We start from the raw sequence: 21,276 nt of genomic DNA, 5'->3' as shown, positions 1-21,276 counted from the left end.
CCGTCGCGAATTCTTGACCCGTGCCTCAGCGCTTGGTGTCGGAACCGTCGCCGCTTATTCCATGATCGGCCTGTCGCCTGCACAGGCTGACGGCCATATGGCAACCCCTTCCATGGGCGGCACGCTGCGCATCCAGCAGACCGTGCGTCCTGGCAAAGACCCTCGGTCCTATGACTGGTCGGAACTTGGCAACATGTCCCGTGGCCTCGTGGAATACCTCGTGGAATACAACCGCGACGGGTCTTTCACCGGCCGCCTGCTGGAAAGCTGGGAAGCCAACGAAGACGCCACCCAGTACACCCTGCATGTGCGTCAGGGCGTGACCTGGAACAATGGTGACGCGTTCACCGCCGAAGACGTTGCCGCAAACTTCACCGGCTGGTGCGACAGCTCGGTCGAAGGCAACTCTATGGCGTCCCGCATGGGCGGCCTGGTTAACCCGGATACCGGCATGGCACGCGAGGGCGGCATTGTCGTCGTTGACAGCCACACGGTGCAAATCAACCTGCCAGCGGGCGACATTTCGATCATCGCCGGCGTGGCGGACTACCCCTCTGCCGTGCAGCACCGCGATCTGATCGGCCAGGACCCGCTGGTTCACGGCGTGGGCACCGGTGCTTACATGCTGGAAAGCCACGAAGTGGGCGTGGGTGCAGTCTGGGTGAAGAACCCCAACCATACCTATTGGGGCAACGCCTATCTCGACCGCGTCGAGTTCGTCGATCTCGGCACCGATCCCGCAGCATGGCTGTCGGGTGCGGAAGCCGAAGAATTCGACATGACCTACGAGACCACCGGCGACTTCATCGACATCTTCGAGGCCATCGGCTGGGAGACCACGGAAGCCACCACCGCGGCAACGCTGGTCATCCGCATGAACCAGACCAACGCACCCTATGACAACGTCATGGTGCGTCAGGCTGTGAACATGGCTGTCGATCCGTCCGTGGTTCTCGAACTGGGATACGCCGGTCGCGGAACGCTTGCCGAAAACCACCATGTCTGCCCGATCCACCCGGAATATGCGGAACTGCCCGCACGGACCGTGGACAAGGACGCGGCTTATGCTCTGTTGCAGGAATCTGGCCACGCGGACCACGTGTTCGAAATCGTGTCGCTCGACTCGGGCTTTGAGCGCGACTCGACCGACGCGCTCGCCGCACAGCTGCGTGACGCAGGCTTCAACGTCGATCGCCGCGTGATCCCGGGCTCGACCTTCTGGAACGACTGGGCAAGCTATCCGTTCAGCTCCACCACCTGGAACCATCGCGAACTGGGTGTCATGGTGCTGAACCTGGCCTATCGCTCGGGTGTGCCGTGGAACGAGACCGCCTATTCGAACCCGACCTTCGATGACCTGCTGACCCAAGCCAGCGGTATCCCGGACGCCGACGCGCGCCGCGAGATCATGGCCCAGATCGAGCAGATCATGCAGGACGACGCGGTGATCAACCAGTCCTACTGGCGCTCGCTCTATCGCAGCAACGTTCCGGGCCTGGTGAATGCGAACATGCATCCCAAGTTCGAGATCAACATCCACCACGTCGGTTGGGCGTGATGTGATCTTTGGGGCGGCGATGTAAATCGCCGCCCTTTTTGCCTGCTGATACGGGGATGGTCTGCAAGGCTATTCCCGGTTCCAACGGTTCACCAAGAAACCGGCCAATCCGCCTCAGGCGGCACTAGCGACAGGGAAACCCATGGGACTCTTCATTCTTCGCCGGCTCGGCGTCATGATCCTGACCGCGCTTTGCCTCACATTCGTGGTCTTCTTCCTCACCAATCTCGGCCCAAACCTCGAGAAGCTTGCCAAGACGCAAGGCAATGCCCGCATGTCGGACGCCGAAGTTGTGCAGTGGCTCGACAATCGCGGCTATAGCCGCCCGTTGCTGGTGCGCTATGGCGAATGGCTTGGCGTTGCGCCTGGCTGGACGCGCATTGCGCCTGATGGCACCGAAACCGGCCGATGTGTCGAGCCCGGTGGGACAATCGCTGAATCGCCCACGTTCTGCGGCGTCTTCCAGGGTGATCTTGGGTATTCCACTGTCTCCGCCGATGAGGTTTCCAACGTGGTGGGCGGCCGACTGGCGCTGACAGGTTGGCTGATGCTGCTGGCCTTTTCGGTGATGGTGCCGGCGGCCCTGATCGTCGGGATTCTTGCGGGTATGCGCGAGGGCAGCCGTCTCGATCGAAGCCTCTCGACGTTCTCAATCGCATCGACCGCAACACCTGAATACGTGTCCGGTGTGATTTTCATCATCCTTCTCGCGTCCTCTACCTCGGGCCTGTCGCCGTGGTTGGCGGCGAACGGATGGATCGACGGGCGAACGCTGTTCCTGGGTTCGGCCCGGTCGGCGATGAATGACATCACCTTCTGGAACTTCACCCTGCCGGTGATCACAATCGCCCTTTACGGCATGGGCTATATCGCCCGCATGACCCGCGCTTCGATGGCGGAAGTCATGACCGCGCAGTACATCCGCACCGCGCGCCTCAAGGGTGTCAGCTTCCGCAACATCGTTCTGAAGCACGCACTACGCAACGCGCTCATTGCCCCCTTCACCGTTATCATGCTGCAAATCCCTTGGCTGCTGACCGGCGTTGTGATCGTGGAGACGCTTTTCAACTACAACGGCTTCGGCTGGACGTTGGTTGAGGCGGCGGGGAACAACGACATCGAAATGCTGCTGACCTGCTCGGTCGTGGCCGTCTTCGTGGTTCTGCTGACACAGCTGATTTCCGATATCGGCTATGTCTACCTGAACCCACGTATCCGCATTTCATAAGGAGGACCGAGCAATGGAACAGCTTACCTGGACCGGGACCCTCGGGACCTACCTGAACCCCCTGATGCTTTGGACGGTCTATGCGTTCATTGCGGCATTCCTGGCCAATATGGCCATGACCCTGATTGGTATGCGGCAAGCCGACCCGATCGTGAACCCCGACCATACGATCAGCTATCAATATGGGCCCGTAGACTATGCGCTGCTGGTCATGAAATACGCGGTTTTCATGTTTCTGGGCGCCATCGTGGTCCATATCGTCGGTGGCATTCTGCAACCCAGTCACGAAGCGCGCGGCATCGTCGGCGGGCTTGGTGCGCGTTTCCTACCCGTCTGGATTGCACTGATCATCACCTTCATCCTGTCGATCCGCTTCAAGCGGCGGCTCGGGCTTTACGGCAAGCTGTTTGACAACCTCGTGGGGATGATCGGCTTTGGTCTGGCGATGTTTTGGCTGTTCACCGCTGTCTTTGCCCCGATGATCGCCACCCATGGTGCGATTGATCAGGTTGCCTCCATGCGCAACGCTGTTCCGGGATCAGCGGTATCGGGCGGCAGCGAGGATTTGTTTGCCTACTACCTTCTGGGCGGTGACAACCTGGGGCGCGACGTATTCAGCCGGATGATTTTCGGGGCCCGCGAGGTTCTGACAATCGCACCGGCCGCAACGCTGTTTGCCTTTATGGTCGGGATCACGCTTGGCCTGCCCGCAGGCTATATGGGCGGTCGGTTCGACACGGTGATCACCTTTGTTGCGAACCTTGTGCTCGCCTTCCCGGTGATCCTTCTGTTCTACCTTCTTGTGACACCCGAAATCGTTGAGGCAGGCGTTCCGGTCTATATGGCGGCGGTGCTGTTCATCTTGCCGGTGGGGTTCATCTGGGTGCTGCTCTATTCGCGTTACCGTGCGCAGCCGAGCATCATCAAATGGGTCGCGGTGCCAATCACGCTTGTGCTGTTGCTGCTTTATCTTGGCACGGTTTTCCGCTTCGATCCGTTTGTCTGGCTGACCACGTCATTCATCGGCTATCTCAACCAGGGCAACCCGGTGTCGGAATGGATGGCTACGACGCAAGGATCTTATGAACCCCTGATCGGCATTCCGATCGACGGCAACCTGCTGATCGTTTTCGTATCGGTGGTCTTCGTGAACAGCCCCACGGTGTTCCGTATCGTTCGCGGGCTCGTGCTGGACATCAAGACCCGCGACTATGTGGCTGCGGCCCAGACCCGAGGCGAAGGCCCGTGGTACATCATGCTTTGGGAAATCCTGCCCAATGCGAGGGGTCCGCTGATTGTCGATTTCTGTCTGCGCATCGGCTACACCACGATCCTTCTGGGCACCTTGGGCTTCTTCGGCCTTGGCGTTGACCCCGAAAGTGCAAACTGGGGCTCGACGATCAACGAGGGCCGGGCCCTTCTGCGGCTTTACCCGCACCCGCCCCTGCCCCCTGCATTGGCCCTTATGACGCTGGTGCTTGGCCTTAACCTGCTGGCCGACGGCCTGCGTGAAGAAAGCCTGAAGGACTGATCCCATGACAGAGACGTATGACGGACCGATCCTGGAAATCGAAAACCTCTCCATCAGCTTCTTCACGCGCCTGCGCGAGATCCCGGCGGTGATGGATTTCTCATGCACGGTGATGCCGGGCGAGGCCATGGGTCTCGTCGGTGAATCCGGCTGCGGGAAATCCACCGTGGCGCTTGGGGTCATGCAGGACCTTGGCGTGAACGGGCGCATCGTTGGTGGCTCGATCAAGTTCAAGGGAAAGAACCTGAACGAGATGTCGATGCAGGAACTTGCCAAGATCCGCGGCAAGGAAATCGCGATGATCTATCAGGAACCGATGGCCTCGCTGAACCCGGCGATGAAAATCGGCAAGCAGCTGATGGAAGTGCCGATGATCCACGAGGGCGTGTCGGCCGAAGAGGCTTATAAGCGCGCCCTGGAAGTGGTCACTGATGTGCGGCTGCCAGACCCGGAGCGGATGCTGGACGCCTATCCGCACCAGCTCTCGGGCGGGCAGCAACAGCGGATCGTGATCGCGCTGGCGCTGATGGCAAACCCTTCGCTTCTGATCCTCGATGAGCCCACCACGGCGCTTGACGTGACGGTGGAGGCCGCAGTGGTCGAGATCGTGAAGGAACTGGGCAAGAAATACGGCACTTCGATGCTGTTTATCTCGCACAACCTTGGCCTGGTGCTGGAAACCTGCGACCGGCTTTGCGTGATGTATTCGGGCGAGGCGGTGGAAACCGGGTCTATCGAGGATGTTTTCGATAAGATGCGCCACCCCTACACGCAGGCGCTGTTCCGCTCGATCCCGCTGCCGGGGGCCGATAAGAACAGCCGCCCGCTGGTGGCCATTCCGGGCAACTTCCCCCTGCCCCATGAACGGCCCAATGGCTGTAACTTCGGCCCGCGCTGTGACTATTTCGAAAGTGGCCGCTGCGATGTTGGCGACATTCGAATGGATGCTATTGCGGGCGACGACCGGCACGATTCACGCTGCGTGAAGTTCCGGGATATCGACTGGGACGCACCGATTGCGGCTGCGGTAAAGACCGAAAAGGCCGAAATCGGCGAAGTCGTGCTAAAGGTCGAGAACCTCAAGAAATACTATGAGGTTGCGGCAAGTGCCCTGTTCAGCCATGGCGAAAAGAAGGTGGTCAAGGCCAACGAGACACTCAGTTTCGAGGCCCGCGAGTCTGAGACCCTCGCTATTGTGGGTGAATCCGGCTGCGGCAAGTCCACGCTCGCCAAGGTGCTGATGGGGCTGGAAACCGCCACAGATGGCCATGTGATCCTAGATAACAAGGGCATCGAGGCGGTTCCGATCGAGGAACGTGACACAAAGACAGTGTCGTCCATTCAGATGGTGTTCCAAAACCCGTTTGATACCCTGAACCCCTCTATGACCGTGGGACGGCAGATCATCCGGGCGCTGGAGATCTTCAAGATCGGCAAGAACGAGGCGGAGCGGCGCCAGCGGATGCTGGAACTGCTGGACCTTGTGAAACTGCCCCGCGCCTTTGCGGACCGGATGCCGCGGCAGTTGTCCGGCGGCCAGAAACAGCGGGTTGGCATTGCCCGTGCCTTTGCGGGCGACGCACAGATCGTGGTGGCGGATGAACCCGTCTCGGCGCTCGATGTGTCGGTTCAGGCGGCTGTGACCGATCTGCTGATGGAGATTCAGCGCGTTCAGAAGACGACGCTGCTGTTCATCAGCCACGATCTGTCCATCGTGCGCTACCTGTCTGACAGGGTGATGGTGATGTATCTGGGACATGTGGTGGAAATCGGCTCGACCGATCAGGTCTTCAGCCCGCCATATCACCCTTATACAGAGGCGCTTCTGTCTGCGGTTCCAATCGCTGATACCTCGGTAGAGAAGGAACACATCGTTCTGGAAGGCGACATTCCGTCCGCTATGAATCCGCCCTCGGGCTGCCCGTTCCAGACGCGCTGCCGCTGGAAGAAGGATGTTCCGGGCGGGCTGTGCGAACAGGAAGTGCCGCCGATGAAGAAACTGGCGGATGGACACCAGATCAAGTGTCACCTTGCGGATGATATCCTTGCGCGGATGCGGCCGGTCATCAAGATTGCTGCGGAATAGCGCCCTCTGATGCGTTGAAAGATAATTGAAATGGCCCCGATCCTGGGGCCATTTTCATATCTCAGAGGTCCGAGAAATAGGCATTGAACGCATTGCGGAAACTGATGCGGTTGCCCGTATCATAGTCAGCGGTTGCAACCCGTTCTTCCCCAATTGCGTAGGTCTGCCCGTCATATGATACGTAGATCGGATAGCCGCTGACAGTGTCGACAAAGCGGGTCGTGGTGTAGCCAGGGTCATATTCGTACCCTGAGGGTGCCGCTTCATGCACCGCGTCGCGTGCAGCACGCCAAGCGGAATCGCGATTGTCTGGATAGGCGGCTATGCCGATCTCATAGAAAAACTGCGCGGTTTCTGCGATGTCGTCCTGAAAGCTGACCGGTTCGGTCGCGTCCAACAGGCCGCTCAACTGCAGCGTCGTGTTCCCAGATCCCTCGTAAACCATTGTCGCAGTTGCAATCGCCAGCCCGACGAGCATTCCCGTGATCACGACCCAATCGGTCGTGGCGGCACCGCTGTCATCGCGGAAAAACGCGGCGAAATGGGTCATTAGCGTCTGCATTCTGTCGTGACCTGTGCAAAAAGCGACGGGCGCCGATTTGACTGAGTGGCGGGAAGATTACCTGCAAATCTCGTCAAATCTTTGACGATGCCTAGTAGTTTGAAATATCTATGTTTGTCACAAGCTCCTGATCATCGCAGAGGGCGCGCTCCCCTCCGGTCCACAGCATATTAGGTGCGACACTGATTGAGTGATTGCGTCAACAATGTTCAGATACAATGACCTCGATCAAGGTCCGGTCCAACACGTTTCTTTATCCTTGAACGACCTGCAAGAAGCCTCTGTCTTCTTCCAAATTCAGGACCTCTAGAGACTGGGGGGCACGCTTTGATCGTCAGCGAAATGCTGTCAGTCACGAGTGTCGTTGTTCAAATTCTTCTTCTCTACCTCCTGGCCGATCTCCTCGGAGGTCTCTTCCATTGGGCCGAAGATACACTCGGGCGGGAAACAACGCCGGTTTAGGGGCCGCTCTTCGTGAAGCCAAACATGGTTCACCATGACAAGCCCAATTACATGATCACAATTCCATGGTATATCAATAACATAGCGAACGTTGTTGGCGCTGCACTATTCGCCTTCATCATTTGGCTGTTTCTCGGGTTTAGCTGGCAGCTTGTGGTCTTCTTTTTCTTTGGCGTCTGGACACAACAAGTGCACAGGTTTCAGCACTGCCCCTCTGTCCGCCTCCCCCGATTTGTGAAATTCCTTCAGAAATACAGGGTGATACAAGACGCACGTCATCATTGGGTGCATCACACCGACCAGCATACAAGCCACTATTGCATTCTGACACCCTGGCTCAATCCAGTTCTGGATCGGTTGGGGTTCTGGCGGGGAATGGAGCGTATTTTCGCCCCCATTTTCGGTGCCCCCAGGCGGCCGGATCTGATGGCCATGCCCTGGTATCCGGATCGCAGGCGGGGCTAGTCCGAGAGGGTCATCTGAACCAAGAAAAAAGGGGGCCCGAAGGCCCCTGTAGTCTCGCTGTTCAGGCTCACTATTTATACCGCCCGGAGTTTTCTGCCTGCGGCCTGAACCGCGTCAGGGGCGAGCGCACCCGCCCCGTGTTTCAGAACCCGCGCCGGGGCAATTGGCGCAAGTCCCGATCGTTTGCGCGCCGGAAAACTCTTCGAAGAGTTTTCAGGAAGGCCCTTCGAAGGGCCTTCCGCCGCGCTTAACTACAACCCGAGGTCGCCCCACAGGTGTTGCACTTCATGCAGGTGCCGTTGCGCACCAGCGTGTAGTTGCCGCAATCGCCGCAGGGATCGCCCTCGTAGCCCTGCATCTTGGCCTTGGTGCGGGCATCCATGCCCACGGTGCCAGAGGCCACGGCAGTGGTCGTCGTGCTGCTGACGGCAACCGTGTTCCGGGCGACTTCCGGCACCAAGGCCTCCAGCGTCGCCACCGGATCGCCCGTGCCCGCGTTCAGCGCGGTGATCGCCCCGGCGCCGCCTTGCAGCACCACCAGTTCCTGTGGAACCCGCTTGCGCAGGTAGCCGGAGGAGCTGATCTGCTTCAGAACGTCGATCGGCGAAGAGCCCTGGCTGTCCGGCACTTCCTCGAAGTTGCGCACACCTTCTTCCTGACCCCGGCCGAGGCTGTCGAAGGACGCGCCTTCCGGCTTCACATGCGCGAGGTCCGTGCGGTCCAGATAGGACACGGCCAGTTCACGGAAGATGTAGTCGAGGATCGAGGTGGCGTTCTTGATCGAGTCATTGCCCTGCACCATCCCCGCCGGTTCAAACTTGGTGAAGGTGAAGGCGTCGACAAACTCCTCCAGCGGCACACCGTATTGCAGGCCCACGGACACGGCGATGGCGAAGTTGTTCATCATCGCGCGGAAGCCAGCGCCTTCCTTGTGCATGTCGATGAAGATCTCACCGAGCGAGCCATCGGCATATTCACCGGTTCGCAGATAGACCTTGTGGCCCCCCACAACCGCCTTTTGGGTATAGCCCTTGCGGCGTTCCGGCATCTTCTCGCGGTGGCTGCGGATGATTTCCTTGACCACCACCTTCTCGATGATCTTTTCGGCCAGCACCTGCGCCTTTTCGGCGGGCGTGCCGGTTTCGAGAACTTCTGCGGCCTCGTCATCATCTTCGACAAGGGCAGCAGCCAGCGGCTGGCTGAGCTTGGAGCCATCGCGATAAAGCGCATTGGCCTTCACGCCAAGCGACCAGGACAGTTCATAGGCCTTCTGACAATCCTCGATGGTCGCGTCATTGGGCATGTTGATCGTCTTGGAGATCGCGCCGGAGATGAAGCTTTGCGCCGCCGCCATCATGGTGATGTGGCTGTTGACGGACAGGAAGCGCTTGCCCTTCTTGCCGCAGGGATTGGCGCAGTCGAAGATGTGGTAATGCTCTTCCTTCAGATGCGGCGCACCCTCCAGCGTCATTGTCCCGCAGACATGGTCGTTTGCAGCCTCGATATCCTTCCGGGCAAAGCCGAAATGACGCAGCATGTCGAAGGTGGGATCGTTCAGCTTCGCCGCCGGGATACCCAGAACCTTGGTGCAGAACTCCTCGCCCAGGGTCCACTGGTTGAAGACAAAGCGGATGTCGAAGGCCGACGGCAGCGCCGCCTCCACTTTTTCGATCTCGGCATCACCGAAGCCATGACCGCGCAGCGCGGTGTGGTTGATCATCGGCGCGTTGCCAAGGGTACCGTGACCGACCGCGTGCGAGGTGATTTCCTCGATCTGTGCAGTGGTATAGCCGAGCTTTTCGAGCGCTGCAGGAACGGACTGGTTGATGATCTTGAAGTAGCCACCACCGGCCAGCTTCTTGAACTTCACCAGGGCGAAATCGGGCTCGATCCCTGTCGTGTCGCAATCCATCACCAGACCGATAGTGCCTGTCGGGGCGATGACCGACACCTGCGCGTTGCGGTAGCCGTGCTTTTCACCAAGCGCCAGCGCCTCGTCCCATGCCTGTTCCGAAAGCGCAATCAGCGTCTGGTCGGGACAGCTGGCGTGATCCAACGGCACCGGCTTGACCGCCAGCCCCTCATATCCGTCAGTCGCACCCTGGGCCGCGCGACGGTGATTGCGGATCACACGCAGCATGTGCCCGCGGTTGCGCTCAAAGCCCGAGAAGGGCCCCAGCTCGCTGGCAATCTCAGCCGAGGTCGCATAGGCCACGCCGGTCATGATCGCGGTCAGCGCACCGCCCATGGCCCGGCCCTCGTCCGAGTCGTAGCCATAGCCCATGTTCATCAGCAGACCGCCGATATTGGCGTAGCCAAGACCGAGGGTGCGGAAGTCGTAGGACAGTTGCGCAATCTCTTTGGACGGGAATTGCGCCATCATCACCGAGATTTCCAGCGTCAGCGTCCACAGACGGGTGGCGTGCATGTAGGTTTCTGCGTCGAACTTGCCGTCCGTGTAGAAGGTCAACAGGTTCATCGAGGCGAGGTTGCAGGCCGTGTCGTCAAGGAACATGTATTCCGAGCACGGGTTCGAGCCACGGATCGCACCGTCTTCCGGGCAGGTGTGCCAGGAATTCACAGTGTCATGGAACTGGATGCCCGGATCGGCACAGGCCCATGCCGCGTGGCCGATGGTGTCCCACAGCTCGCGCGCTTTGACGGTCTTGGAAACCTTGCCGTTCGTCCGGTTGATCAGATCCCAATCACCATCTTCTTCGACTGCCTTCAGGAAGGCATCGGTGACACGGATGGAGTTGTTGGAGTTCTGGCCGGAAACCGAGTTATAGGCTTCGCTGTCCCAATCGGTGTCATAGGTCGGGAACTCGATGCTGGTGTGACCCTGCTTCGCGTAGTCCAGCACCCGCTTGATGTAAGTCTCGGGGATCGCGCATTTTTTCGCGCTGCGGATCGCGGCTTTCAGGGTCTCGTTTTTGGACGGATCAACCGCGTCTTCCAGCTTTCCATCCCAGGCCGCGATGGCAGCGAAGATGCTGTTCAGCTCGCGCTCATGCATCTTGGAGCCGGCGACGATAGAGGCGACCTTCTGTTCCTCCAGCACCTTCCAGTTGATGAATTCCTCGATATCGGGGTGGTCCGCATCGACAATCACCATCTTTGCCGCGCGGCGCGTTGTACCGCCGGATTTGATCGCGCCTGCTGCCCGGTCGCCAATCTTGAGGAAGCCCATCAGGCCAGAGGACTTGCCGCCGCCAGACAGGGCTTCGCCCTCGGCGCGCAGGGATGAGAAGTTGGTGCCAGTGCCAGAGCCGTACTTGAACAGGCGCGCTTCACGCACCCACAGATCCATAATGCCGCCTTCGTTCACCAGGTCATCGCTGACCGACTGGATGAAGCAGGCATGGGGCTGCGGATGTTCATAGGACGAGGTGGATTTGGTCAGCTTGCCGGTCTTGTGGCCGACATAGTGGTGGCCCTGCGCGGGTCCGTCGATGCCATAGGCCCAGTGCAGGCCGGTGTTAAACCATTGCGGGCTGTTGGGGGCAGCCATCTGACGCGCCAGCATCAGCTGCATTTCGTCAAAATAGGCGCGGGCATCTTCCTCGGTGGTGAAGTAGCCGCCTTTCCAGCCCCAGTAGCACCATGCGCCTGCCAGACGGCGGAACACCTGCTTGGCCGAGGTTTCACCGCCGAAACGTTGCTCTTCCGGCAGATCGGCCAGTGCGACCTCATCGGGGGCATGGCGCCAGAGGAAGGACGGAACACCCTTTTCCTTCACCGGCTTCAGGATCGCCGCAACACCGGCCTTACGAAAATACTTTTGCGCCAGAACATCCGAGGCAACCTGGCTCCAGCCGACGGGAACTTCTACCTCGTCGAGTTTGAAGACGGTTGTGCCATCGGGGTTGCGAATTTCCGAGGTGGTCAGGCTGAATTCCAGGTCAGCATACGTGTCCTGGTCCGCTTTGGTGAAACGGCGTTCGATTTTCATGGTCTGCCTCTTGGTCCCTATCCGTGAGCAGCGTGCCAGCGTGTCCCCGCTCTTGCCGCCATGTTCCCTTCATCATGTCGGGCAGCAAACCGTCACACCGGGGCTCCAACTAACCCGGATACGACCGTCAGGCCGTGTCGTCTTGGATGTGAAAACCATCTGCCCCTTACGCTCGCAGCCACTATATTTAGTGCTTAACTGCTCGACAGATACAAACTGACGTATCTGCACATAGCGCGTCAACGAGTTTTTTTACCGTTTTGTGACAAATTTGGCTTGCAATAAAGGGTATCCACAGAGCCTGCAGTGACCCGTTTGATTCACTGTTGGACCTTTAGACAGGTTTTCTGCTGAAAGCTGTGCAAGTTAGGCCAGACCGGTGATGCAGTGCTTCAATCCCTGTTGGGAAATACTAATTCTTGAGACAGCATTTCCATGAAATCAACATCTGGGGCCTGTAGGTGATTCTCGTCCATTGGGGTTGCGGGGCAGCCACAGGATCTGGTGATTCCCATCATCACGACCTCACAAGCGGCCAAGCGCTGCCGCAAGCCAAAGCACCGCCTGCCCAACCCGGCCCTGTCGATAGAGGCCCATCTGCCGGAAAGACCGAATTCGGGACACCATATGTAGTGACCGAAGGGATGCAAACTGCTCCTGCAACGCTTGGTTTTCCGGGCTCAACCAATCACAACATGTCCGAAGCGCGCGGCTGTTGCGCGCCGTCCAGCGCGCCAACTCCCCGTTGAAGACCTGCTTCAGGCGGTACAAGGACGCCCGAACACCGCGATTGCTGCCGTGCAGATTGCCGCCATGCTGACGATAGAGCAGCGTCGGCTCCTCGCTGCGCACAACCTCCCCGCCTGCCCCGCTGATGATCTGATAGAGCCACCAGTCATGCGTAACGGGAACCGTATCTGCCTCCAACACCTTTGCCGCTGCGGCGCGGGCCAGATCAACACCCGCCCGATTGAGCAGCATCGTGTTGCCCCCCGCAATGCTTTGCACAAGCGCGTTGCGAAAACCCGGCGGGCGCTTGAAACGCGGCGACGGGACTCGGCTGCTCAGGTCTTCTTCGACGATCCAGGTGGCGCTGCCAAATAGCGCCGGGCGATCTTCGGGAATACCTGAGAGCATCCGTTGCCCCAGTTCCAAACGGTGGGGAAGCCAGACATCGTCCTGATCCGATAAGGCCGCCCATTGCGTTCCTTGGGGAAGATTGGCCAACATCGAAAGGAAGTTCGCCGAAAACCCCCTGCCCTGCCCTGCTATCAAAGTGACCGAGCGCCCCTTGTGTCGCTGTGCCTGTGCAAACCGTTCGACCATCCGGGGTCCGCTGTCCTGAGATCCGTCATCACTGACGATCAGATCCCAGTCCGAAACCGTCTGGTCCTCAAAACTGTCCAGTTGCTCTTTCAGATGCACTGCACCGTCATACAGCCCCATGAGAATCGTGATGCGCCCGGTTGTGTCGCCGGTCCGTCCGCTTCCATGGTTCTTCTGCATCGCACCGCTCGTCTGGCCACTGGTCATCCCCATATACCTGCCCGCCCGAACCAACGGGCGCAAGAGATCTGGAGAAGCATGAGAAGAGAAGTGGTCGGGGAGGCGAGATTCGAACTCACGGCCTTCTGTACCCAAAACAGACGCGCTACCAGGCTGCGCTACACCCCGACTGGCGCTTCCTCTACCGCGCCGCGCGCGGGGATGGAAGCCCGATTATTCACATGGCCAGACTGCAATGTCCTGATTGACGCCCGGATGACGCATTTCCGAGCCGATCGTGATCCCGAGCGTATCTGTCATGCCCCCGTTCACCTCCAGAACGTACTGGATATCATTGCCGCCGGGAATCGGTGTGCGGTCCAAAGGGACGGCGTTTTGGTGGATACGCTGCACGGTTCCAGATGCGTCCATAAAAACCATGTCGAGAGGGATAAGGGTGTTCTCCATCCAGAAGCTGACCCGCTGCGGGTGTTCATAGATAAATAGCATACCGGCGGAAGAGGCCATGTGTTCACGATGCATCAGGCCCACTGCCCGTTCCTGGGGCGTGTCGGCGATTTCTACGCGAAAGCGGGCAGTTCCCCAATCGCCCCGAAGCTCAAGACGCCCCTCACCGCATTCCGCCGCTGCGGCCCCCGCTAAAAAACTTGCCGCAATCGCCAGATGCAAAACACGCATCTCAATCCTCCTGAACGTAATCCCACGGGCGCACTTCGCCGGCCATCTGGCCACGCGGACCTTCAACCACCCGCAACACCACCGCCTCACCAGGCTGTAGATCCGCCAGTCCAAAGCGGCGCAGCACTTCGACATGCACAAACACATCGGCAGGATGCCCGAAGACATTGGCAAAGCCAAAGCCTTTTGCCTTGTCGAACCATTTGACGCGGGCCGGAACAAACGGTGTGCCTTCCGGGATCTCGATCATCAATCCGGTTGAGTCCGGTGCGTCCTCGAGATCAGGCGGATCGATGGACAGAATTTCCTGAGCCTGAATGCCGCGCTCGGTCTTCTGGACGACCACCGAAATCCGGGAATGATCGGCAACCGATCCCTGGCCGAAATTGCGCAACACATTCGCGTGCAGCAAGATATCGGGCCCGCCTTCATCCGAAATGATGAAGCCAAATCCCTTCGCGTTGTCAAACCATTTGACCGTACCGGCCACAACAAGCTCTGCTTGCCGCCCCTCATCTGTCATGACGCCCCAACCTCTGCTTTCGCAGTATCACTTATTGTCCCCGTAAACTAAACTGACTGTTAGTCCGGCCCGGCGCAAGCATAATAAATGCTTGTTTATCATATGCTTTATATAATGGCACCTTTTTTATCAACAGATTCTGTTAACCTTTGTTAACGGCAAAATCGCTCAGCTCACAATGGCGCCTCAGGGGTTCAGACGCGAGATTTTCCAGTCCGATGCGATGTCACCGCGCTGCCAGCGAAACCGGTCATGCAAACGAAACGCCCCATCGGCCCAGAACTCGATCTCCAGCGGGGTAATTCTGTAGCCTCCCCAGAACGGCGGACGGTCCGGGTTGGGGCCGTGCTGCGCTGTGACTTTCGCAACCTCAGCCATCAACGCACCACGCGAGGACAGGGGTTTTGATTGATCCGAAGCCCAAGCCCCAAGGCGGCTTTTGAGAGATCGCGACTTGAAATAGGCATCTGCAAGTGGTCCGTCTTCCTTGCTGACCAACCCGCGCACCCGAATCTGTCGACGCAGGGTTTTCCAATGCATCACGAAGGCCGCCTTACCCGCCTGGTCAATCTCCTGGGCCTTGACCGATCCGTAGTTGGTGTAGAACACGAACGCCCCTGCCTCGATCTCTTTCAGCAGGACCATGCGCGCATTCGGCAAGCCATTTGCATCAACGGTCGACAAGGCAATGGCATTGGGATCGTTCACTTCGGTCTGTTCGGCCTCTGACAACCAGGCCCGCGCTATGGCAAAAGGATCGTCCCCTGCAAAAAGTCCGCTTCTGTCGCTCATGTCTATCTCCGCCTGTCTGGGTAGGCGCAACGCTACTCTTGGCCCGATGCCATCGCAAGCCGCTGCGCCTGCTGTCTTGATGCAGGCGCGCCAATGCCCTAAAGGGTTGCCGATACTCGCAAAGAGCCGCCAAAGGGGGACCGACATGGGTTTGATGACGGGCAAGCGGGGTCTCATTATGGGACTCGCCAATGACAAATCCATCGCGTGGGGCATCGCAAAGGCCTGCGCCGACCAGGGCGCCGAGCTTGCTTTTTCCTATCAAGGGGAACAGTTGCTGAAGCGGGTGACACCGCTGGCGGCCCAGATCGGCTGCGACACGATGCTGGAATGCGATGTTACGGATGAGGCGTCGATGGACGCACTTTTCGCAGCGCTAGAGGCCAAATGGGGCAAGCTTGATTTCGTGGTTCACGCCATCGGATTCTCTGACAAGAACGAACTGCGTGGGCGCTATGTCGATACAAGCGCCGGAAATTTCGGGATGACCATGAATATCTCGGTCTATTCCTTCACGGCAGTCTGTAAACGCGCGGCCGCAATCATGCCCGACGGGGGCTCGCTGCTGACGCTGACCTATTACGGCGCTGAACAGGTCATGCCACATTACAATGTGATGGGCGTGGCCAAGGCCGCGCTAGAGGCGTCGGTCAAGTATATCGCCGAGGACCTGGGCAAGGACGGCATCCGCTGCAACGCGATTTCCGCGGGTCCGATCAAGACGCTGGCGGCCTCGGGAATCGGCGATTTCCGCTACATCATGAAATGGAACGAGCTGAATTCGCCTCTGCGTCGCAATGTGACCCAGGAAGAGGTCGGCAAGGCCGCGCTCTACCTGTTGTCCGATCTGGGATCAGGCACAACCGGCGAGAACCTGCATGTGGACGCTGGCTATCACGTCGTCGGGATGAAGGCGATCGACGCCCCCGACATGACGCTGGACAAGAAAGAGGGCTGAGACCATGACCGGAGCGCAGCTGCCCCACGAAAAGGGCTTCCACATCAGCTGGGATCAGATCCACCGCGATTCCCGCGCCCTTGCCTGGCGGCTCGACAAGCGCGGCCCCGGTGAAGACGGTTCTTGGCGCGCCGTGGTAGCGATCACGCGCGGGGGCATGGCGCCCGCGATGATCATCGCAAGAGAGCTGGACATTCGCACTGTCGATACAATCTCGATCAAATCCTACAACCACCAGACGCAGTCTGAACCGCTTGTGCTGAGCAAACCTGACGAAGCGTTGATGGGGGACGGTGAAGGTGTTCTGGTGATCGATGATCTGGTCGATAGCGGGAAAACCCTTGAAGTGGTCCGCGCGATGTATCCCAAGGCGCATTTCGCAACGGTCTATGCGAAACCCAAAGGGGAACCGATGGTCGACACTTTCATTACCGGGGTCAGCCAGGACACTTGGATCTTCTTCCCCTGGGATATGGCATTGCAATATGTCGAACCCTATCGCGGTACCGACTGAAGAATTTTCCCGAAAATTCTTCCTGCTTGGCCCCAAAAATCTTCCCGAAGATATTTTTCCCGCATGAAAGCTTTTCCAGAAAAGCTTTCTACGGGCGTCCGTGCAAGGCGTCGGACAGAAGACCGGCGACCTCTTCCCTTGGGACATCCGCCGTTACGAAAGCGTCACCGATGGACCGCGCCAAGATGAAGCGCAGCTGCCCATCCACGACCTTCTTGTCCTGTCCCATCAGGTTCAGAAGCGCATCTGCATCAGGCAAGTTGCCTGGAATGTCCGTCAGGTCCTTTTTCATCCCCATAGCAGCGAGATGCTCTCGCACGCGCGACGGTTCCTCTTGGCTAACCAGCCCAAGCCGATAGGACAGCTCAAAGGCGAGAGCACAGCCAATAGCCACACCTTCCCCATGCAGAAGCCGGTCGGAATACCCCGTCGCGGCTTCAAGCGCATGACAGAACGTATGGCCGAGGTTGAGAAGAGCCCGATCGCCCTGCTCGGTCTCGTCCCGCTCAACGATATCGGCCTTCATCTGCACCGAACGGCGCACCGCTTCCAACCGCAAGTCGTCATCGCCCGCGGCCATTGCGGGGCCATTGTGCTCAAGCCAGTCGAAAAATTCGGCATCGCCAAGGAGTCCGTATTTCTGAACCTCGCCGTAACCTGCCAGGAAATCCCGCGCCGTCAGTGTGCCCAGAACTGAAATATCAGCCAGAACAAGGGAGGGCTGGTGGAATGCTCCGATCAGGTTCTTTCCAGCGACCGAGTTGATCCCGGTCTTGCCGCCCACGGAGCTGTCGACCTGCGCCAAAAGGCTTGTTGGGATCTGCACGAACCGCACACCACGCCGCAGAACAGCGGCCGCGAAGCCCGCCAAGTCACCGATCACACCACCTCCGAAGGCAACAACGATATCTTTGCGCTCGACACGCTCAGCCAGCAGCCATTCAACGGTGCGGGTGAATTCCGGCCATCCCTTGGTGGTCTCACCGGGTGGCAGCACAAGGGATTCCATCGCGATTCCCTCGGCTGAAAGCCCTTTTCGCAGCGCCTCAAGATGCAACCCTGCCACGCGCTCTTCGCTGACCACGAAGACACGAGGCCGATGCAAAAGCGGCGCGATTTCTGCCCCGGATCGGGCCAGCAGGCCCGGGCCAATGCGGACGTCATAGGCGCGATCCCCCAACGGGACATGAACGGTGGCAAGAGTCATTTCCGAATCTCCACAATACCGGCCTCGGTCAACCGATCCAGGACCGCGGCTGTCGTCTGATCAATGGACCAGTCAGCCCTGGTTTCGACCGTGAACTCTGCCTGCTCATAAGCCGGTGTGCGGGTTTCTAACAGTTGGGCAAGTGTCGCCCTCGGGTTTGCCGTGCGCAGCAGGGGCCGGGTGCTTTTGTGCTTCACGCGGCTCCATAGCAGATCGAGATCGGCTTTCAGCCAGACGACGGCCGCCCGGCCAGCCATATATGCGCGGTTTTCCGGCGACAGCCATGCACCGCCACCGGTCGACAGCACACATGGCGGGCCATCGAGAAGGCGTGCGATGACCTGGCTTTCCTTGTCACGAAAGAACGGTTCGCCATAGCGGTCGAAAATTTCAGCGATGCTTAGCTTTGAGGCGGCTTCGATTTCGGCATCCGAATCCTCGAACGGCACCGCCAGCCGGGCTGACAAAGCCTTGCCAATCGCGGTTTTCCCGGCCCCCATCATGCCAACCAGCACCACGGTTCGCGTCAGATTCGCCTGAATATCTGGCGTGGTTTCGCCCATCTTCAAAAAAATCGTCCCCCTACTGGCGAAATCCCCTCTCAAGTGGCTTATAATGATTTGATAGCGGCGGCAAACGTCGAAAATCACGGCAGGTTGGGGACTCATGTTTGGGCGTATCATCAAGTTGATCTTCTTTCTCGCGCTGCTCGGGGTGATCGGGCTTGTGGGCTATGCCTATTCCGGCCTCATGCAGCCGCAAACACGCGAAATCACACGGCCGGTTGATCTGAATGTGGACTAGGGCGGCGCTGATCATGGCGGCGTTGGCTGGTCCGGTCGCTGCACAGGAAGCGGTTGAACAGACCGCACCGCCTGAATGGCTGTCTGAAACCCTGCTTAGCCCACATGGAAATATCGCCACCACCGCGACACCGGCCGAGATCACCGTCATGGCGATCGGCGCGGTCAATCTAGATGCCGTCGGGTTGCTGTCGCCAAATCAAACGGGTCTGCCTGCGGATCTTTGGGTTGGGTCGGATTCTGTGACGCTGGCCAACCTCTTCCGTGCGCAGACCGATCTGGCTTTGCCTTCGATCCAGCGGTTCACCACCATGCTGGCATTGGCCGAGTTGAATCCGCCAACCGACAGTTCAGCCGAATCCGAGCTGTTCCTGGCGCGGCTTGACATGCTGTTGTCACGCGGGGCCATCGACGCAGCACGCGCCATGATGGAACGCGCCGGCCCAAGCGCGCCACGGGTCTTTCGCCGCTGGTTCGACGTCACGCTTCTGACCGATCAGCCCGACCGCGCCTGTGCCGCGATGCGCGCCAATCCTGATATTGCGCCGTCCTTTCCAGCTCGAATCTTCTGTCTCGCCCGCAATGGCGACTGGTCTGCTGCGGCTCTCACCTTGGGGACTGGCGAAGCGCTTGGATTTATCGATGACGACGAGGGAGAGCTGATTGCCCGCTTTCTCGACCCTGAGCTTTTCGAAGGCGAGCCGCCGCTGCCGCTCGACTTGTCGCCCTCACCGCTTCACTACGTCATGCGGGTGGCCATTGGCGAGCGCCCGGGCGCGGGGCAATTGCCCCTGCCCTTCGCCCATGCAGATATGGCTGATGTTGCCGGGTGGCGCGCGCAGCTTGACGCCGCCGAACGACTTGCACGGGCGGGCGCCATCACCCCCGATCAATGGCAGTTGATCGCCACCAGCCGCGTCCCCTCAGCTTCGGGCGGGGTCTGGGACCGGATCGACGCGCTTCAGGAATTCGACGTGGCGCTTTTGGCTCAGGACCCTCAGGCCGTGTCCGAAACCCTGTTTCCGGCGTGGACTGCAATGCAGGAAACGCATTTGGAAGTTCCTTTTGCGGAACTCTACGCACAAAGACTGCTGCGCCTGCCTCTGACCGGGGACGCGGCACTTTTGGCGCGGCGCGTGGCGCTTTTGTCAGGCGAATACGAATCCGTTGCTCAAATGGCTGTTCCCCAATCGCCCGGCGAGCGGTTTCTCTTTGCGGTGGCGCGCGGTCAAAGCGCCCCACCTGCCCCCGTAGGGGCCCTGCCCCGTGTGATTGCAGATGTGTTCTCAACCACGGACATGCCGGACCGGTATGCCCGAATGGTCGCTGAAGAGCGGATCGGAGAAGCCTTGCTGCGCGCCTCACTTGTGCTTGGTGACGGGTCGGGCGATCTCGATGACATGCAGGACGCGCTGTCGTTGTTTCGGGCCGTGGGGCTGGAAACTGTTGCCCGCCGAACCGCGCTTGAATTGATGATCCTGGAACGGCGAGGATGACTGCGGCCTGGATATCGCCGTTTCTGGAGGCGCAGGCCGCCGAACTGAATGCCGCTGAAAACACCCTTTTGGCCTACGGCCGTGACCTGATGGATGCCTGCGGGTGGCTGTCCGAGCGTGGGCTTGGCTTTGACACGGCCAGTCGCGCCGATATCGAGGCTTATCTGATTTCGCTGGATGCGCTTGGCCTGGCCCGATCCACCCGCGCAAGGCGGCTTTCCTCTATCAAACAGCTGTATCGCTTTGCCTATGAGGATGGACTGCGGCTGGACAATCCGGCGCTTCAGATCAAGGGGCCTGGCCGTGACAAGGCGCTTCCCAAGACCCTGACCATGCAGGAGGTTGACCGCCTGCTAGAGGCCGCCGAAACCCATGGCCGCAGTGCCGGAGACCGGCTGCGAAACACCTGCCTCATGCAGCTGCTTTACGCGACCGGAATGCGAGTCAGTGAGTTGGTTGGCCTGCCCGTGTCCGCCGCGCGGGGCGATCCGCAACTGTTGCTGATCCGGGGCAAAGGCAACAAGGAACGGATGGTTCCATTGTCGCCGCCCGCCCGCGCTGCGCTTGTCGCCTGGCTTGTGCATCGTGATGAAATGGAGGAGCTGGCTCGCATTGAAAAGGGCGCCCCAGCATCTCGGTTCCTGTTTCCGTCACGCGGCAAGGCGGGGCATTTGACCCGTGTCCGATTCTTCACACTGATCAAAGAGTTGGCAGTTGCTGGGGGGGTATCCCCTGATGCCGTCACCCCCCATACCTTGCGCCATGCCTTTGCGACCCACTTGTTGCAGAATGGCGCTGACCTGCGCGCGATCCAGACGCTTTTGGGCCATGCCGACATCGCCACGACCGAGATCTACACCCATGTGTTGGACGAGCGCCTGAAGGCCCTTGTGCTGGAAAAGCATCCCTTGGCAAAATCCTGATTTCCCGCAGATTTCGCCCCGAACTGGCCCCA

At 59.4% G+C, this 21,276-nt stretch carries 18 protein-coding genes and 1 tRNA gene; 10 read left to right on the top strand and 9 right to left on the bottom strand.

The genetic code is table 11. The annotated features are described in order from the left end of the window. The 4 genes from ACROHD_RS06320 to ACROHD_RS06305 form a co-directional block, all read left to right on the top strand. On the top strand, positions 1-1,558 hold a 1,558-nt coding region (locus tag ACROHD_RS06320), incomplete at its 5' end, for an ABC transporter substrate-binding protein (protein WP_432676528.1). A gap of 142 nt (positions 1,559-1,700) precedes the next feature. Next, on the top strand, positions 1,701-2,786 hold the full coding sequence (locus ACROHD_RS06315) for an ABC transporter permease (protein ID WP_432676527.1): 1,086 nt from the start codon (positions 1,701-1,703) through the stop codon (positions 2,784-2,786). A 13-nt stretch (positions 2,787-2,799) separates the two neighbouring features. Next, on the top strand, positions 2,800-4,317 hold the full coding sequence (locus ACROHD_RS06310) for an ABC transporter permease (protein WP_432676526.1): 1,518 nt from the start codon (positions 2,800-2,802) through the stop codon (positions 4,315-4,317). A 4-nt stretch (positions 4,318-4,321) separates the two neighbouring features. Then, a complete protein-coding gene (locus ACROHD_RS06305) occupies positions 4,322-6,403 on the top strand; it encodes a dipeptide ABC transporter ATP-binding protein (protein ID WP_432676524.1) in 2,082 nt (693 codons plus the stop codon). A gap of 61 nt (positions 6,404-6,464) precedes the next feature. Here ACROHD_RS06305 and ACROHD_RS06300 read toward each other — a convergent pair whose 3' ends face one another. Next, on the bottom strand, positions 6,465-6,953 hold the full coding sequence (locus tag ACROHD_RS06300) for a hypothetical protein (RefSeq protein ID WP_432676522.1): 489 nt from the start codon (positions 6,951-6,953) through the stop codon (positions 6,465-6,467). A gap of 486 nt (positions 6,954-7,439) precedes the next feature. Between ACROHD_RS06300 and ACROHD_RS06295 the strand changes: the two genes are divergently transcribed. Further along, positions 7,440-7,892 carry a fatty acid desaturase CarF family protein gene (locus ACROHD_RS06295; RefSeq protein WP_432676521.1) on the top strand — a complete coding sequence of 151 codons (453 nt, stop codon included), beginning with the start codon at positions 7,440-7,442 and terminating at the stop codon, positions 7,890-7,892. A 247-nt stretch (positions 7,893-8,139) separates the two neighbouring features. Here ACROHD_RS06295 and ACROHD_RS06290 read toward each other — a convergent pair whose 3' ends face one another. The 6 genes from ACROHD_RS06290 to pdxH all read right to left on the bottom strand — a co-directional run bounded on the left by ACROHD_RS06290 (position 8,140) and on the right by pdxH (position 15,343). Continuing rightward, positions 8,140-11,844 (bottom strand): vitamin B12-dependent ribonucleotide reductase, encoded by a 3,705-nt coding sequence (locus ACROHD_RS06290; protein ID WP_432676519.1) that lies wholly within the window; start codon positions 11,842-11,844, stop codon positions 8,140-8,142. 525 nt (positions 11,845-12,369) lie between these two features. Continuing rightward, positions 12,370-13,377: a glycosyltransferase gene (locus tag ACROHD_RS06285; RefSeq protein ID WP_432676517.1), complete on the bottom strand. Its 1,008-nt coding sequence runs from the start codon at positions 13,375-13,377 to the stop codon at positions 12,370-12,372. Between the two features lie 64 nt (positions 13,378-13,441). Beyond that, positions 13,442-13,518 (bottom strand) — tRNA-Pro (locus ACROHD_RS06280). 45 nt (positions 13,519-13,563) lie between these two features. Continuing rightward, entirely contained in the window at positions 13,564-14,028 is a 465-nt protein-coding gene (locus ACROHD_RS06275; RefSeq protein ID WP_432676515.1) for a DUF192 domain-containing protein, read from the bottom strand. A gap of 1 nt (position 14,029) precedes the next feature. Next, the gene (locus ACROHD_RS06270; RefSeq protein ID WP_432676513.1) at positions 14,030-14,551 is read right to left on the bottom strand and encodes a cold-shock protein; all 522 of its coding nucleotides are present in this window, start codon (positions 14,549-14,551) and stop codon (positions 14,030-14,032) included. A gap of 186 nt (positions 14,552-14,737) precedes the next feature. Further along, on the bottom strand, positions 14,738-15,343 hold the full coding sequence (gene pdxH / locus ACROHD_RS06265; RefSeq protein ID WP_432676512.1) for a pyridoxamine 5'-phosphate oxidase: 606 nt from the start codon (positions 15,341-15,343) through the stop codon (positions 14,738-14,740). Between the two features lie 145 nt (positions 15,344-15,488). On the opposite strand from pdxH, the gene fabI reads away from it, so the two are divergent. Both fabI and gpt read left to right on the top strand, forming a co-directional pair. Further along, entirely contained in the window at positions 15,489-16,301 is an 813-nt protein-coding gene (fabI, locus tag ACROHD_RS06260; RefSeq protein ID WP_432676511.1) for an enoyl-ACP reductase FabI, read from the top strand. 4 nt (positions 16,302-16,305) lie between these two features. Continuing rightward, entirely contained in the window at positions 16,306-16,815 is a 510-nt protein-coding gene (gpt, locus tag ACROHD_RS06255; RefSeq protein WP_432676510.1) for a xanthine phosphoribosyltransferase, read from the top strand. Between the two features lie 88 nt (positions 16,816-16,903). On the opposite strand, the gene aroB is transcribed toward gpt, so the two are convergent. Together aroB and ACROHD_RS06245 are read right to left on the bottom strand one after the other, a co-directional pair. Then, positions 16,904-18,022 (bottom strand): 3-dehydroquinate synthase, encoded by a 1,119-nt coding sequence (gene aroB, locus ACROHD_RS06250; protein ID WP_432676508.1) that lies wholly within the window; start codon positions 18,020-18,022, stop codon positions 16,904-16,906. Next, a complete protein-coding gene (locus ACROHD_RS06245) occupies positions 18,019-18,585 on the bottom strand; it encodes a shikimate kinase (protein WP_432676506.1) in 567 nt (188 codons plus the stop codon). Before ACROHD_RS06245 ends, aroB begins: the two co-directional genes overlap by 4 nt. A gap of 103 nt (positions 18,586-18,688) precedes the next feature. Here ACROHD_RS06245 and ACROHD_RS06240 point away from each other — a divergent pair, with 103 nt between their 5' ends. The 3 genes from ACROHD_RS06240 to ACROHD_RS06230 are packed head-to-tail and all read left to right on the top strand — an operon-like array spanning position 18,689 to position 21,244. Beyond that, entirely contained in the window at positions 18,689-18,826 is a 138-nt protein-coding gene (locus ACROHD_RS06240; RefSeq protein WP_432676505.1) for a hypothetical protein, read from the top strand. Further along, positions 18,816-20,321: a hypothetical protein gene (locus tag ACROHD_RS06235; RefSeq protein WP_432676504.1), complete on the top strand. Its 1,506-nt coding sequence runs from the start codon at positions 18,816-18,818 to the stop codon at positions 20,319-20,321. The genes ACROHD_RS06240 and ACROHD_RS06235 overlap by 11 nt, the downstream gene beginning before the upstream one ends. Beyond that, complete coding sequence (locus ACROHD_RS06230) at positions 20,318-21,244, top strand: site-specific tyrosine recombinase XerD (protein WP_432676503.1); 927 nt, start codon at positions 20,318-20,320, stop codon at positions 21,242-21,244. Before ACROHD_RS06235 ends, ACROHD_RS06230 begins: the two co-directional genes overlap by 4 nt. Positions 21,245-21,276: the final 32 nt, after the last annotated feature.

The sequence above is a fragment of the Nioella aestuarii genome, assembly GCF_050896395.1.
GTDB classification, from domain to species: Bacteria; Pseudomonadota; Alphaproteobacteria; order Rhodobacterales; family Rhodobacteraceae; genus Nioella; species Nioella aestuarii.
The sequence above is the reverse complement of the archived record's forward strand: the minus strand, read 5'-3'. Positions and strand labels throughout refer to the sequence as shown.

What these genes read in the sequence shown, in the direction of transcription:
- ACROHD_RS06315 (WP_432676527.1), top strand. Translation starts at nt 1,701, where the DNA reads ATGGGACTCTTCATTCTTCGCCGGCTCGGCGTCATGATCCTGACCGCG.
- ACROHD_RS06310 (WP_432676526.1), top strand. Translation starts at nt 2,800, where the DNA reads ATGGAACAGCTTACCTGGACCGGGACCCTCGGGACCTACCTGAACCCC.
- ACROHD_RS06305 (WP_432676524.1), top strand. Translation starts at nt 4,322, where the DNA reads ATGACAGAGACGTATGACGGACCGATCCTGGAAATCGAAAACCTCTCC.
- ACROHD_RS06300 (WP_432676522.1), bottom strand. Translation starts at nt 6,953, where the DNA reads ATGACCCATTTCGCCGCGTTTTTCCGCGATGACAGCGGTGCCGCCACG.
- ACROHD_RS06290 (WP_432676519.1), bottom strand. Translation starts at nt 11,844, where the DNA reads ATGAAAATCGAACGCCGTTTCACCAAAGCGGACCAGGACACGTATGCT.
- ACROHD_RS06285 (WP_432676517.1), bottom strand. Translation starts at nt 13,377, where the DNA reads ATGACCAGTGGCCAGACGAGCGGTGCGATGCAGAAGAACCATGGAAGC.
- ACROHD_RS06275 (WP_432676515.1), bottom strand. Translation starts at nt 14,028, where the DNA reads ATGCGTGTTTTGCATCTGGCGATTGCGGCAAGTTTTTTAGCGGGGGCC.
- ACROHD_RS06270 (WP_432676513.1), bottom strand. Translation starts at nt 14,551, where the DNA reads ATGACAGATGAGGGGCGGCAAGCAGAGCTTGTTGTGGCCGGTACGGTC.
- pdxH (WP_432676512.1), bottom strand. Translation starts at nt 15,343, where the DNA reads ATGAGCGACAGAAGCGGACTTTTTGCAGGGGACGATCCTTTTGCCATA.
- fabI (WP_432676511.1), top strand. Translation starts at nt 15,489, where the DNA reads ATGGGTTTGATGACGGGCAAGCGGGGTCTCATTATGGGACTCGCCAAT.
- gpt (WP_432676510.1), top strand. Translation starts at nt 16,306, where the DNA reads ATGACCGGAGCGCAGCTGCCCCACGAAAAGGGCTTCCACATCAGCTGG.
- aroB (WP_432676508.1), bottom strand. Translation starts at nt 18,022, where the DNA reads ATGACTCTTGCCACCGTTCATGTCCCGTTGGGGGATCGCGCCTATGAC.
- ACROHD_RS06245 (WP_432676506.1), bottom strand. Translation starts at nt 18,585, where the DNA reads ATGGGCGAAACCACGCCAGATATTCAGGCGAATCTGACGCGAACCGTG.
- ACROHD_RS06240 (WP_432676505.1), top strand. Translation starts at nt 18,689, where the DNA reads ATGTTTGGGCGTATCATCAAGTTGATCTTCTTTCTCGCGCTGCTCGGG.
- ACROHD_RS06235 (WP_432676504.1), top strand. Translation starts at nt 18,816, where the DNA reads ATGTGGACTAGGGCGGCGCTGATCATGGCGGCGTTGGCTGGTCCGGTC.
- ACROHD_RS06230 (WP_432676503.1), top strand. Translation starts at nt 20,318, where the DNA reads ATGACTGCGGCCTGGATATCGCCGTTTCTGGAGGCGCAGGCCGCCGAA.